The organism is Yoonia sp., assembly GCF_014859355.1.
Classification (GTDB): domain Bacteria; phylum Pseudomonadota; class Alphaproteobacteria; order Rhodobacterales; family Rhodobacteraceae; genus Yoonia.
The window spans coordinates 1-12,132 of sequence record NZ_JACUUJ010000036.1 but is presented as its reverse complement, the minus strand read 5'-3'; the positions used below and the strand labels follow the sequence as shown (position 1 = coordinate 12,132).

Below are 12,132 nucleotides of genomic sequence, written 5' to 3'. Positions count from 1 at the left end.
AGGATTTTACCATGACACAGCGCCTGCACCTCGTATTTGGTGGCGAATTGATCGACCCGACGAAGAATGCCTTCAAGGATATTGCGGCAATTGACGTCGTTGGGATGTATCCCGATTATGCATCCGCTTATAACGCATGGAAATCCGCCGCGCAGCGCACCGTGGACAACGCGCATATGCGCTATTTCATTGCGCATATTCATCGTCTGCGGGATGAAGAAGTTGAAGCTTCGCCAACCGAAGAACTCGGAGACTGATTTACGGCGATGGGGCGGTCTTATTCTGTCGCGGCTTATCTTGGCAGATTGGTCGCAACGGGTCAGGGCGCGGCAAACGGCCCGCAGTCACCGCACATGTCGGGGCCAGTGATCTGGGTCCGGTGCAGTGACCCGGCGCAGCTGGCTGCAGTGGACATGCTTGACCGTAAACTGCGCGAAGATGGCGACCCTGTTCACGTCATCGCCACATTGACACGGTGGAACAACAGCCTGCGCGAAGTTGCGCTTCCCGAACCTTTGGGCAAGGCAAATATCCGCGCGTTTATCGCAGACTGGAAACCGGTGATCGTTGTCTGGATGCGGGGAAACCTTGACCCCGCAATCCTGCGAGAAGCCCGCGCGGCAGGGTTGCGGATGTTTTTGGTGGATGCCACGATTGCGGGGCTTGACCTGACGACGCGCAACTGGATGCCCGGCGTGTTACGGACGGTGCTGTCGCGGTTCGATGCGGTTCTGACGCTTGATCAGACAACGGCTGACCGGCTGATCCGCGCAGGCGCGCGCGCGGATGTCGTGCAAGTTACCGGGTCCATGGAAGATTGCGCTCCGCCGTTACCCTGCGATGAAAATCAGCGCCAAGCTCTGTCAGCTGCGATCATGACACGCCCGGTCTGGTTGGCTGCTGGTGCGGATCTGGATGAATGCGTAGACCTTTGCACCGCGCATGTGATGGCAAGCCGCAGGGCGCACCGGTTGTTGCTGATCATTGTGCCAAGGGTGGCGAGCGATGGCATTGAATTCGCCGCACGGATGCGTGCGGCCGGATTGCATGTCGCGCTGCGGTCGCATGACCCTGCTCCGACAGACCCCATGCAGGCCTACGTTGTCGATACCGCAGAAGATTTGGGCCTGTGGTATCGGATTTCGCCAATTACGTATCTGGGCGGCACGCTGCATGGTGCCCCATGCCGGGACGCGTACGAGGCGGCGGCGCTTGGCTCTGTGGTGGTGTATGGCGCGCGGGTGACGCCTTATGAAAAACATGCCGCCCGCCTTCATGCAGCGGGTGCGTCATGCCTGATCCGGTCGGCGGATGATCTGGGGCACTGTGTCGAAAAGCTGCTAGCTCCTGACAAGGCGGCACAATTGGCGCACGCCGCATGGGATGTGACATCGCGCGGCGCGGATGTGACCAACCGGATCGCTGGCATGATCCAGCGGCGTCTTGCAGAACTGGGGTTCTGAATGACTGCGCCTGCCTTTTGGTTCACGCCGCCGGACCGGCCCTCTGTCAAGGCGCGGGCGCTGGCACCGCTTGGCTGGCTTTACGGATGGGCAACGGCGCGTCGGATGCGCAAAGCGCATGGGTATCGTTCTGCCGTGCCGGTGATCTGCGTGGGCAACATCAACGTGGGTGGCACCGGCAAGACACCGACGACGATCGCGCTGATCGCACGGTTGCAGGCGCGCGGACAGGTGCCGCATGTGGTCAGCCGCGGCTATGGCGGGTCGCTGGCGGGGCCGGTGCAGGTTGACGAACGCGCGCACACTGCCAGTCAAACCGGGGACGAGCCGCTGTTGCTGGCCGCCTTTGCGCCCACATGGGTGGCCAGGGACCGCGCTGCAGGGGTAAAACAGGCCGAAGCGGCGGGTGCCACGGTTATCTTGCTGGATGACGGGTTTCAGAATCCATCGGTGGCCAAGGATTTGTCGCTGGTTGTGGTGGATGCGTTGCGCGGGTTCGGCAACGGGCGAGTGCTGCCCGCCGGGCCGCTGCGCGAAACCATAGGTGCCGGGCTGAAACGGGCCGATCTGCTGCTGTGCATCGGGCCACCTGCCGCGCAGGACAGGTTTACCGCGCAATGGCCAGTGGATGTTCCCGTGATGCAGGGCCATCTGGCGCCACTGCCCACTGGTATGCCGTGGCGCGATTTGCGGCTGTTGGCCTTTGCGGGTATCGGCCACCCGGAAAAATTCTTTGTCACGCTGCGCGATATGGGTGCCGATATCGTTCGGGCCGAGGCGCTGTCAGATCATCAACCTCTGACCGATGCCCTGATGAAACGGCTAGAGATCGAGGCGCAGGCGCGCGGCGCGCAGCTTGTCACCACCGAAAAAGACGCGGTGCGCCTGCCCGACAGTTTTCGGGCCAAGGTGCTGACCCTGCCGGTGCGGCTTCAGGTGGTGGACTGGTCGCCGCTGGATGCGGCATTGGACAGGTTGGGGCTGTCCAGTAACGCCTGATCGCTGCCCAATGTAGGCGATGGACGTTTTGGCATGACATCGGCATCTGAAAACGAAATTGGCAACCGCACCGATGGCACACCGTCCAGATCAACCTTCATCCGCCGGTGGATGATCTGGGGATCGGCAAACACCTCTGCCATGTCATTGATCGGGCCTGCGGGCACACCGTGGGTTTCGCAAGCGGTTAACAAATCGGCCTTGGTCCATTTGATGGTTTGGGCCGTCAACAACCCCGCCAGCGCATCGCGGTTGGCCAGACGCGCCTGATTGGTGGCATAGGCCGGATCGTTGGCCAGCGCGGGCAAATCCAGCAGGGTGCAGAATTTGCGATATTGCCGGTCATTGCCGCTGGCCACTATGATATAGCCGTCGGCGCAGTCAAACACCTGATAAGGCACGATATTAGGGTGTGCATTGCCCATGCGCTGCGGCGGTTTACCTGTCACCAGATAATTCATCGCCTGATTGGTCATCACCGCTGTCGCAACATCCAGCAGCGCCATGTCGATATGCTGGCCGCGCCCCGTGGTCTGGCGTTGATGGACAGCGGCCAGAATGCCGGTGCAGGCATAAATGCCGGTGAAGATATCCGTGACCGCGACGCCCACCTTTTGCGGCTGGCCATCCGGTTCGCCGGTCACCGACATCAGCCCCGACATTCCCTGAATGATGTAATCATATCCCGCACGTTTGGCATAAGGGCCGGTTTGCCCAAAGCCGGTGATCGAACAATAGATCAGGCGGGGGTTCAGTGCCGACAGGTTGGCGTAATCCAGCCCGTATTTGGCCAGCCCGCCAACCTTGAAATTCTCGATCAGAATATCGGCATCGGCAACCAGCCTGCGCACCTGCGCCTGCCCCTCGGGCGTGCGAAAGTCGATGACAACCGATTTTTTCCCCCGGTTGCAGCTGTGGAAATAGGCGGCGGCGACCTCATCGTCATGATCGACGAATGGTGGCCCCCACTGGCGCGTATCATCGCCAGCGGGGCTTTCCACCTTGATCACATCCGCCCCCAGATCGGCCAGCGTCTGGCCCGCTATCGGGCCGGCCAGCACGCGGGCCAGTTCGACCACTTTCAGCCCGGTCAGTGGCTGCATCAGCCGATCTTTTCATCCAGAATACGGGCAAATTCGTCGTAGGCCATATTGGAATATTTCTGACCGTCGATCATGAAACTTGGTGTGCCGGTGATATTGTCACGATCCGCGTTGGTCTGATACCAGTTGAACAGGCTTTCGGCCTTTGGCCCATCGCTCAGGCAGGCATCAAGGGCGGCATCATCCAGACCGGCGGTTTTTGCAATTTTGCGCAGATCCTGCACGATCGTCGCCGGATCACCGCTTGCCAGCCATTCACGCTGTTTTTCATACAGCACTTCGCTTAAGCCGAAAAAGAAATTCGTGTCGTTGGGGCAACGCGCAATCATCGACGCCCACAGACCGGGGCGATCAAAATACACCTCGCGATAGACAAAGCGGATCTTGCCGGTGTCGATGTAATTTGCCTTGAGCGATTGATACTGGTTGGCGTGGAAACTGGCGCAATGCGGGCAAGTATAGGATGCGTATTCAATCACCTCGACGGCAGCGTCGGGATTGCCCTGCACCATTTCCATGACGTCTGGCAGTGCGCCGTCAGTCGCTTGCGCATTGGCTGCACCGGGCAGCAGGCCGGATTGTGGGTCGGGGCGTGTAACAGCCCAGCCTGCGCCAAGTGCGACAAGCGCACCAGCGCCGACAGTCAAAAGAGTTCTGCGTTCCATGTTCACCTCTGATCAGGGTTTTTGTTTCGATAAGACATTTGCGCCCAAGGCCGCAAGGGCTGCGCGCAGTTCGTCATTTTCAACGTCGTCAGATAGCGCCTTTGCCGCCGATTGCACCGCCGGATCCGGGATGCGGGCGGTTTTCGGCGCAGGCGCAAAGGCCACGCGCCCATCGGCAAAGCCTGTGGGCGCGGTTTGCGTGATCCTGACGCGGGCAATGGCACGGTAACCATAGCAGGCGTTGACCTTGTCGCGGATCTGTTCCTTTTGCATGTCCAGCATTGGCGCCTGTGCGCCTGTGGTCAGCACCACCAGCGTAGCGCCCATGCCACCTTTGCCATAGGTGATCGTAACCGGTGTTGCGATTGCCGCGGTGGCTTCGCCCACAACTTCGGCCCAATGGGTCAAAAGGCGGGTTACGGCAAAGCCACGGTCTTCGCTTGCCGCGCGGATACGGGGCTGAAGCAATGTCGCCGCCCGGGAAAATCCGCGGGTTGTGCTGGTGTGCCGTGTCTGTTTCATCTTACCAAACTATCTAAGGCATCTGACGGTTCACACCAGCATAACCGTGTTAAAGAGGAAATAAACATTGCGTGACCAAGCGGCGGCATTACTGGCATGGTATGATATTCATGCCCGCGACATGCCCTGGCGCACCCCACCTGCCGCACGTAAGGCGGGTGTGTTGCCCGACCCCTATGCGGTCTGGCTGTCCGAGGTCATGTTGCAGCAAACCACCGTTGCCGCCGTGCGGGGATATCATGCCAAATTTCTAGAAATTTGGCCAACGGTTACCGATCTGGCAGCGGCGGATGATGCCGATGTCATGGCCGCATGGGCCGGTCTTGGCTATTACGCCCGCGCGCGCAATCTGCTGAAGTGCGCCCGGGTGGTTGTGGCTGAACATGGGGGGCGGTTTCCCGAAACACGTGATGCGCTGTTGAGCTTGCCGGGCATCGGCCCTTACACAGCGGCGGCAGTTGCCGCGATTGCCTTTGACAGCCCTGAAACCGTGGTGGATGGCAATGTTGAACGGGTGATGGCGCGGTTTTATGATGTGCATACGCCCTTGCCTGCCGCAAAGCCGGAATTGACAGCGCTGGCCCGTGCAATGACGCCGCAATACCGCCCTGGTGATTATGCGCAGGCGGTGATGGATCTGGGTGCCACGATCTGCACGCCGCGCAGTCCGGCCTGTGGCATTTGCCCCTTGCGTGACCCTTGCGCGGCGCGGATTGCGGGAACAGCGGCAGAGTTGCCCAAAAAGACACCAAAAAAGAAAACGCCGACACGCTTTGGCATCGCCTATGTCGCGCGCCGTGCAGATGGCGCGTGGTTGCTGGAAACCCGCCCTGAAAGTGGTTTGTTAGGCGGCATGCTGGGCTGGCCCGGGTCAGCGTGGTCGGATGCGCCGGACCCCGCACCCCCCCTTCAGGCTGACTGGCACGTGTTGGATGCCCAGGCACGGCATACGTTCACCCATTTTCACCTGCGTTTAACGATTATGCTGGCACATGTGGCGCAGGATGCCGCGCCCGAGCGGGGGCAGTTCATGCCCCTTCGCCCCGCCGCACTGCCGACGGTGATGCGCAAGGTCTATGATCTTGCCGCTGTGACGCTACGCGATGGTTGAGATGCCAGTGCGGCAGTTCTAGCATCGGGCAAAAGGACCAGTATGACGGCGATTCTTGGTATTTCTCCTGTTGCAAGGTTCAGCGCGGCATTCCCGTTTGCGCTGTCGCTGGCACTTGTGCCGCTGGCCGTTTTTGTTGCGGTGCAAGGGGGCTGGTGGATCCTGCTTTTGCCGCTGTCCACATGGTATCTGTTCACCGGGTTGGATTTCGTTTTGGGGCTGAACACTCAAAACCCCGACCCTGACACCCCTGAAAGCCAGCTTTTCTGGTATCGCCTGATCACCCTGATCTGGGGGCCGGTGCAACTGATCACGATCTTCGGGTTGATGATTTATGTCACCCTATCAGGCCATCTGTCCCGATTCGAGGAATGGGCGCTGTTTGCAGGGCTGGGCATTTTGTCGGGCACCATCGGGATCACCTATGCGCATGAATTGATGCATCAAAACCCCAAGGCAGAGCGGTGGCTGGCCGATATCCTGTTGGCGTCGGTGCTGTATGCGCATTTCCGGTCAGAACATCTGCTGGTGCATCACCGCTATGTCGGCACGCCACGCGATCCGGTGACGGCGCGCTATGGCGAAAGTTTCTGGCGGTTCTTTCCGCGTGTGCTGTGGCAGTGCCTTGTGTCGGCGTTCATGGCTGAAAAGGCGATGCTGACCCGCAAGGGGCTGGCGTGGTGGCACCGCACGAACCCGTTCTGGCGCTATTTGTGGCTGCAAGCGGGGTTTATTCTGCTGGCGGCACTGATTGGCGGCTGGTGGGGGGTGTTCCTGTTTGCGACCCAGGCCTTTTGGGCGGTGTTCCAACTTGAACTGGTGGATTATGTCGAACATTACGGGCTGACGCGCAAACATCTGGGGGATGGCAAATATGAACATGTGCAGCCGCGCCATTCGTGGAATGCGGCGCACCGCGCGTCAAACTGGCTATTGATCAACCTGCAACGACATTCCGATCACCATTATAAACCCAGTCGGCGGTTTCCGCTGTTGCAGACCTATGGCACGGACCAAGCCCCGCAATTGCCCTATGGCTATCCAGTGATGACGATGGTGGCGCTATCGCCCATGATCTGGGCAAAGGTGATGAATCCGCGCGTGCGGGAATGGCGCGCGCTCTATTATCCCGAGATCACCGATTGGTCGGCGTATAAATCCGCGACAAACCCGATGCCACGCTAAGCATCAAAAAACCCCGCCATCTTGCGAGGGCGGGGGAAAGTGGATGCGCACGGACCATACCACGATGGCATGGTTTCCCGCAGGCACCGGCGGTTTCGTTTCTGAATTCTAGTGTTTGGCCATCTCGGACCGGATCTGCTGGCGCAAGATATCGATGGGCACTTTTTGCCCATCGCGTTTGAATTGCCAGTAGGTCCAGCCATTGCAGCTTGGCGCGCCTTCCAGATAGGCGCCGACCTGATGGATCGACCCCTTGATGTCATCGCCGATCAACGTGCCATCGGCGCGCACCTTTGCCTTGTGGCGGCCGTTCATGGACCACAGTTCCTCACCTGGGCGCAGCATGCCGCGTTCGACAAGCACACCAAAGGCCACCCGCGGTTCCGCGCGTTTCGAGGTGGACACCTGCAATGCTTCGGTGTCGAACTTGCGGGTGTTCGCGATGCGTTTTTCCGCGACCTTACGGTAAGCGGCCTCGCGTTCGATCCCGATGAAATCACGGCCAAGCATTTTCGCAACCGCACCTGTCGTGCCGGTGCCAAAGAACGGGTCAAGCACCACATCGCCGGGGTTCGTCGTGGCGACCAGCACGCGGTGCAGCAGCGATTGCGGCTTTTGCGTCGGATGCGCCTTGTCGCCATCTTCGTTTTTCAGCCGCTCATGGCCGGTGCAGATCGGCAGCACCCAGTCAGACCGCATCTGCACACCTTCGTTCAACGCCTTTAGCGCCTCGTAGTTAAAGGTGTATTTGCTGGCTTCTTCTTTCGATGCCCAGATCAGGGTTTCATGGGCGTTAGTCAGGCGTTTGCCGCGGAAATTGGGCATCGGATTGGATTTGCGCCAAACCACGTCGTTCAGGATCCAGAACCCCTGATTTTGCAATTCCGCACCCATGCGGAACACGTTGTGATAGCTGCCGATCACCCAGATCGCGCCATTGGGTTTTAACAGACGACGTGCGGCGGCCAGCCAGTTGCGGGTAAAGGTGTCATAGGCCTTGAAGCTGTCAAACTGGTCCCATGCATCATCTACGGCATCCACTTTGGAATTGTCCGGGCGGTGCAGTTCACCCTTGAGTTGTAGATTGTAGGGTGGGTCTGCAAAGATCAGATCAACCGAACCCGCAGGCAGGCTGTTCATCACATCAATGCAGTCACCGTCCAGTATGGAATTAAGAGGGAGCGCGGAAGCCCCTTTTGTTTTCGTCTTGATCGTCATTTTCTGCCTCTGATCCCCGGCGGATTGTCCGCTCTTTGGTTGCCCCTAATGTGAGTCAGAGGCGATTCGGTGTCAAAAGCTTTTTTGAATCAGTGGCTTATGAATTATTCTTGATACAAGATATTGTGCACTGGTTTGAAAGAACGCCTATGGTGTGGGGTGACACCAAGATTTATCAGCGCCGATTTATGGGCCACGGTGGGGTATCCGGCGTTTTTGTCCCAGCCGTAGCCGGGAAACTGTTGCGCCAAATCCACCATGTGTCTGTCGCGCCACACTTTGGCCACGATGGATGCAGCGGCAATCGACAGGCTGCGCGCGTCGCCGCTGATAATCGTCTCGGCCGATATGGTCAGCCCGCGTGGCATCAGATTACCGTCGATCAACACATGATCGGGGGAAGATGAAAGGCCTGCAACCGCACGCACCATGGCCAGATGCGATGCGCGCAGGATGTTCAGGGTGTCGATTTCGGCCACGGTCGCGGTGGCGATCGACACATCGGCTTGCGCGATGATCTGGTCAAAAAGCGCGAGGCGCCGGGCGGCGGTCAGTTTCTTGCTGTCGTTTAACCCGGGCGGGATGCGCGCCGGGTCCAGCACAACAGCGGCGGCGCAAACAGGCCCGGCCAGCGGGCCGCGCCCCACTTCGTCTACCCCTGCTATGCGGGCAAGGCCGCGCGCCATGGCGGCTGTTTCAAAACTGAAATCCGGTGCGGTCATGGTCCCAGTGACCAGAAGCGGCGCCATGGTTCAAGCAAAAAAGGGGCAAAGAAGACCACCGGACCCTTTGCCCCAAAGGCGGCGCGGTAACCGGGGCAAGGAACCGCGCTGCTGCTCAACGCCTTAGCGGCGTCGATCAGATGTGAATCCGGCCTGCCGCAGGCAAAGCGGGTCAAAGCCTTCGCGCGGCCCGTTATTGGTATAAACGCGCACGGCACATCGGGCTGGCAGGCGGTCAACATGGCGGTAATTGCGTTCAAGGCAGCGTTGCACGAACATGCGCTGAGAGCCAAAGCGGTTTTCAACATCTTGCAGGCATGTCGCGGGCAAGGCGTTGTGGCCTTTCTTTTGCTTTTCTTTTTGTTGCAGGCTGGACCAATCGTTCCCACGGTGGCCCTGAGGTGCCCAATCGGGCCGGTTATTGACTTGTGCCGCGGGGGGCTGTGGTTTGGGTTTTCTGTTTTCAAGCGCAGCGTTTAAGGCGGCGATCGCGGCCAGCCCGATCAGCAGTTTGCCCGCCTCTTCGCGGCTGATACCTTGGGCCTGCGCCGGGCTGACCGTGGCAAATGTTAGGGATAGCGCCGTTAGCGCGGCAATAATGGGTTTAATCATCGGTTCATCCTTTCGGTTGATGCTGTCGTGATGAACCCAGACTGTTGCGCACCTGCGATGACAGACAATAACGGGGTATGGCTATGCGATGGCAGCCGCGATAGCATTGGGCGTTATTGAATATCAGGTAAACTTGGGATCAGGTTGACGGCATGAAACATCTTTTTTCCTCATTCCTGATCCTTTACCTGACGGCTGGCACGGCATCTGCCGATTGTTATGCCGATTACAAGGCAAAACGTGATGATCCCCTGCGCCTGCACTATGGTGTGGCAGCGGTGCGCGGCGACTGCGATGGGCAGTCCGCTGCGGAACAGTTGCGCCCAAAGCTGGCCCGTGACGGATGGCAATTGCTGAATGTGCTTGGCGTCTTTGACGAAGCCGGGCTGGATGAAAGAAAGGAAAGCGCGGGTGAATACTTCCTCCGCTACTGAGGCGCGCGAAATCGGCAACAGGATCGTCATCGCAGGTATTGCCGCGATTCTGACGATTCTGGCGCTGGCAGCCATATTGTTATTTATCAATTTGCCGGATGCGAATGCGTTCAACGCGCGCGTGGAACAGCTGTTCGTGGAAAACGACACGCTGACCGGCAACGCCGAAATCAAGTTGCTGGAAATTCTGGCAGGCTCAGGCACAGCGTTTTCCGACACACTGGCATCTTATCGTTTCGTAATTTTTGTTTTGTTGGTTTTTGCAACCGCGATGCTGATTGCCGCTATCGCCTTTCTAGTGATGCTGATCGCGCTGAACCGGCGCATGGGCCAGATCGAAAGGCAGGGGATTACGGTGAATTCGCTGTTGATCAGCCGCGATCAGAAATCGGTTTATCTGAACAATTTCGAATTCAAGCTGACCGAAGCCGCGATTGAAACCCTGTCTGTGCTGGCCGAGGCGCGGATGGACGACGAAGTGCTATCAGGTGCCGAAATCGAGGGTGTGATTTCCGGCCGCGATGCCTCTGACTGCGACGAGGCGGCAGGTGCAACCCGCATCAAACGCCTGCGCGATACGCTGGGTAACCAGATGGTCAGCGAATTGCTGGTCAAGAATATCGCGCGCAAGGGTTATATGCTGTCGATCGACAAGGATGTCATTCGCATGATCTAGCTGCGGCGCAATGTGTCGCCATAGGTCAGTTTCGGGCTGAGCGCGATCACCGGGCCATCGACAGCTGGTTCGCCAGCGTTATGTCCTGCAATGATCTGTGCCGCCTTGATTCCAATCTCGCGGCGGCAGGCATCCATTGTGGCCAGCTGGCGCGGCAAACCGTCCAGCAATTCCACCCCGTTGAAACCGGCAAGCCCGATCTGGCCAGGAATATCAAAGCCCTTTTCCAGCAGATACAACAACCCGCCTGCACCGATCATATCATTCGAATAATACAAGAAATCCAGATCAGGGCTGCGCGTGATCATCTTGGCCGTCATTTCGCGGCCCTTGGCCAATGCGGACCCGCCGGAATAAAATTCCTGATCCGCAATTTCCACCCCAGCCTTGGCCAGCGTACGGGTGAACCCCTCAAACCGTTTGCGCGCACGGTGGTCCAGCGGCATTTTGGTTCCCATGAAGCCGATCTTTTTATATCCAGCGGCTATGATCGCCTCTGCCATCTTGCGACCAGCGCGGCGGTGCGAAATGCCGACGCAGGCATCCACCGGTTCGCCATCGGTATCCATGATCTCGACTACGGGAATGCCCGCGCGTTCCAGCATCGCGCGCGCGGCTTCAGAATGTTCCAGCCCTGCGATAATGACCCCCGAAGGCCGCCATGACAGCATCTCGAACAGGACTTTTTCCTCCTTTTCAGGCAGATAGTCCGTCACACCGACGACCGGTTGCAGTTCAGTATTCTCTAGCACCTGGGAAATCCCCGCCAGAACCTCTGGAAAAACCATGTTGCCTAGTGATGGGATGATGACTGCCACCAGATTTACCCGCTGTGACGCCAGCGCACCCGCAATTTTGTTGGGCACATATCCCAGACGTTTGGCGGCCTCTTGCACTTTTTTACGCGTGACTTCGCTCACGTCGCCCTTGTTGCGCAGAACCCTGCTGACGGTCATTTCACTGACGCCGGATGCTTCGGATACATCGCGCAGGGTCAGCGGGCGTTTGATCTTACTGTTCACAAAAATGTCCTGTTTGCACTGCTGAACCATTGATAACGGCGCTTTGGCCCGTTGACCAGATAGTCAAAGGCAGGCATTGAAAGACCCAAGCGGCCCCGTGGCTCAACTGGATAGAGCAGCCCCCTCCTAAGGGGCAGGTTGCAGGTTCGAATCCTGCCGGGGTCACCAAAAAACCCAATAAAATATGGCGTTTTGTCAGGGGCTTGTGAAAGCGGCTGCAGAAACGCCCGTTTGATGCCCGGGGAAATCTGCGGCGGCAGACAGGATTTCTGTACAAAACCTGTACAAGTTGAAGCCGGTTTAGGCCCTCGCGGGGCGCGGCAATGAGCTGGCGTGTCGCGAACGAATGCGCCGAACGCCGCTTCGGCAGCGCCGCGCGCAAACAGATCATCATGTTCCT

At 58.7% G+C, this 12,132-nt stretch carries 14 protein-coding genes and 1 tRNA gene; 8 read left to right on the top strand and 7 right to left on the bottom strand.

All coding sequences use genetic code 11. The annotated features are described in order from the left end of the window. Positions 1 to 11: 11 nt before the first annotated feature. The 3 genes from IBX59_RS12005 (at position 12) to lpxK (ending at position 2,462) form a co-directional block, all read left to right on the top strand. Positions 12 to 257, top strand: coding sequence for a DUF4170 domain-containing protein (locus tag IBX59_RS12005; protein ID WP_296375829.1), 246 nt, complete (start codon positions 12 to 14; stop codon positions 255 to 257). A gap of 156 nt (positions 258 to 413) precedes the next feature. Further along, the gene (locus IBX59_RS12000) at positions 414 to 1,463 is read left to right on the top strand and encodes a glycosyltransferase N-terminal domain-containing protein (protein WP_296375828.1); all 1,050 of its coding nucleotides are present in this window, start codon (positions 414 to 416) and stop codon (positions 1,461 to 1,463) included. Beyond that, positions 1,464 to 2,462, top strand: coding sequence for a tetraacyldisaccharide 4'-kinase (gene lpxK, locus IBX59_RS11995; protein ID WP_296375826.1), 999 nt, complete (start codon positions 1,464 to 1,466; stop codon positions 2,460 to 2,462). Here lpxK and IBX59_RS11990 read toward each other — a convergent pair. From IBX59_RS11990 to IBX59_RS11980, 3 genes are read right to left on the bottom strand one after another with little or no spacing between them, the layout of a single operon-like run. Next, positions 2,396 to 3,568 carry a CaiB/BaiF CoA-transferase family protein gene (locus tag IBX59_RS11990; protein ID WP_296375861.1) on the bottom strand — a complete coding sequence of 391 codons (1,173 nt, stop codon included), beginning with the start codon at positions 3,566 to 3,568 and terminating at the stop codon, positions 2,396 to 2,398. The genes lpxK and IBX59_RS11990 overlap by 67 nt on opposite strands. Further along, positions 3,565 to 4,230, bottom strand: a complete 666-nt coding sequence (locus IBX59_RS11985) for a DsbA family protein (RefSeq protein WP_296375825.1) — start codon at positions 4,228 to 4,230, stop codon at positions 3,565 to 3,567. The genes IBX59_RS11990 and IBX59_RS11985 overlap by 4 nt, the downstream gene beginning before the upstream one ends. Positions 4,231 to 4,242: 12 nt before the next feature. Next, on the bottom strand, positions 4,243 to 4,752 hold the full coding sequence (locus IBX59_RS11980; RefSeq protein ID WP_296375823.1) for a DUF721 domain-containing protein: 510 nt from the start codon (positions 4,750 to 4,752) through the stop codon (positions 4,243 to 4,245). Between the two features lie 67 nt (positions 4,753 to 4,819). Here IBX59_RS11980 and mutY point away from each other — a divergent pair, with 67 nt between their 5' ends. Beyond that, positions 4,820 to 5,863 (top strand): A/G-specific adenine glycosylase, encoded by a 1,044-nt coding sequence (mutY, locus tag IBX59_RS11975; RefSeq protein WP_296375821.1) that lies wholly within the window; start codon positions 4,820 to 4,822, stop codon positions 5,861 to 5,863. A gap of 42 nt (positions 5,864 to 5,905) precedes the next feature. Beyond that, positions 5,906 to 7,048 carry an alkane 1-monooxygenase gene (locus tag IBX59_RS11970; protein ID WP_296375819.1) on the top strand — a complete coding sequence of 381 codons (1,143 nt, stop codon included), beginning with the start codon at positions 5,906 to 5,908 and terminating at the stop codon, positions 7,046 to 7,048. A gap of 108 nt (positions 7,049 to 7,156) precedes the next feature. Here IBX59_RS11970 and IBX59_RS11965 read toward each other — a convergent pair whose 3' ends face one another. From IBX59_RS11965 to IBX59_RS11955, 3 genes are all read right to left on the bottom strand, one after another. Beyond that, a complete protein-coding gene (locus IBX59_RS11965; protein WP_296375816.1) occupies positions 7,157 to 8,266 on the bottom strand; it encodes a site-specific DNA-methyltransferase in 1,110 nt (369 codons plus the stop codon). Between the two features lie 104 nt (positions 8,267 to 8,370). Then, the gene (locus IBX59_RS11960; RefSeq protein ID WP_296375859.1) at positions 8,371 to 8,988 is read right to left on the bottom strand and encodes a ribonuclease HII; all 618 of its coding nucleotides are present in this window, start codon (positions 8,986 to 8,988) and stop codon (positions 8,371 to 8,373) included. A 123-nt stretch (positions 8,989 to 9,111) separates the two neighbouring features. Next, positions 9,112 to 9,600 carry a hypothetical protein gene (locus IBX59_RS11955; RefSeq protein WP_296375813.1) on the bottom strand — a complete coding sequence of 163 codons (489 nt, stop codon included), beginning with the start codon at positions 9,598 to 9,600 and terminating at the stop codon, positions 9,112 to 9,114. A gap of 152 nt (positions 9,601 to 9,752) precedes the next feature. Between IBX59_RS11955 and IBX59_RS11950 the strand changes: the two genes are divergently transcribed. Next, positions 9,753 to 10,034, top strand: a complete 282-nt coding sequence (locus tag IBX59_RS11950; RefSeq protein WP_296375811.1) for a hypothetical protein — start codon at positions 9,753 to 9,755, stop codon at positions 10,032 to 10,034. Next, the gene (locus tag IBX59_RS11945) at positions 9,991 to 10,710 is read left to right on the top strand and encodes a hypothetical protein (protein ID WP_296375809.1); all 720 of its coding nucleotides are present in this window, start codon (positions 9,991 to 9,993) and stop codon (positions 10,708 to 10,710) included. Before IBX59_RS11950 ends, IBX59_RS11945 begins: the two co-directional genes overlap by 44 nt. Here the strand turns inward: IBX59_RS11945 and IBX59_RS11940 are convergent. Beyond that, the gene (locus IBX59_RS11940; protein ID WP_296375806.1) at positions 10,707 to 11,732 is read right to left on the bottom strand and encodes a LacI family DNA-binding transcriptional regulator; all 1,026 of its coding nucleotides are present in this window, start codon (positions 11,730 to 11,732) and stop codon (positions 10,707 to 10,709) included. The genes IBX59_RS11945 and IBX59_RS11940 overlap by 4 nt on opposite strands. 91 nt (positions 11,733 to 11,823) lie before the next feature. Between IBX59_RS11940 and IBX59_RS11935 the strand changes: the two genes are divergently transcribed. Continuing rightward, a tRNA-Arg gene (locus IBX59_RS11935) sits at positions 11,824 to 11,900 on the top strand. Positions 11,901 to 12,132 lie beyond the last annotated feature (232 nt).

Excerpts from the sequence above, each read along its gene's own strand:
- IBX59_RS12005 (WP_296375829.1), top strand. The coding sequence starts at position 12 with ATGACACAGCGCCTGCACCTCGTATTTGGTGGCGAATTGATCGACCCG.
- IBX59_RS12000 (WP_296375828.1), top strand. The coding sequence starts at position 414 with ATGCTTGACCGTAAACTGCGCGAAGATGGCGACCCTGTTCACGTCATC.
- lpxK (WP_296375826.1), top strand. The coding sequence starts at position 1,464 with ATGACTGCGCCTGCCTTTTGGTTCACGCCGCCGGACCGGCCCTCTGTC.
- IBX59_RS11985 (WP_296375825.1), bottom strand. The coding sequence starts at position 4,230 with ATGGAACGCAGAACTCTTTTGACTGTCGGCGCTGGTGCGCTTGTCGCA.
- IBX59_RS11980 (WP_296375823.1), bottom strand. The coding sequence starts at position 4,752 with ATGAAACAGACACGGCACACCAGCACAACCCGCGGATTTTCCCGGGCG.
- IBX59_RS11970 (WP_296375819.1), top strand. The coding sequence starts at position 5,906 with ATGACGGCGATTCTTGGTATTTCTCCTGTTGCAAGGTTCAGCGCGGCA.
- IBX59_RS11965 (WP_296375816.1), bottom strand. The coding sequence starts at position 8,266 with ATGACGATCAAGACGAAAACAAAAGGGGCTTCCGCGCTCCCTCTTAAT.
- IBX59_RS11960 (WP_296375859.1), bottom strand. The coding sequence starts at position 8,988 with ATGACCGCACCGGATTTCAGTTTTGAAACAGCCGCCATGGCGCGCGGC.
- IBX59_RS11955 (WP_296375813.1), bottom strand. The coding sequence starts at position 9,600 with ATGATTAAACCCATTATTGCCGCGCTAACGGCGCTATCCCTAACATTT.
- IBX59_RS11950 (WP_296375811.1), top strand. The coding sequence starts at position 9,753 with ATGAAACATCTTTTTTCCTCATTCCTGATCCTTTACCTGACGGCTGGC.
- IBX59_RS11945 (WP_296375809.1), top strand. The coding sequence starts at position 9,991 with ATGAAAGAAAGGAAAGCGCGGGTGAATACTTCCTCCGCTACTGAGGCG.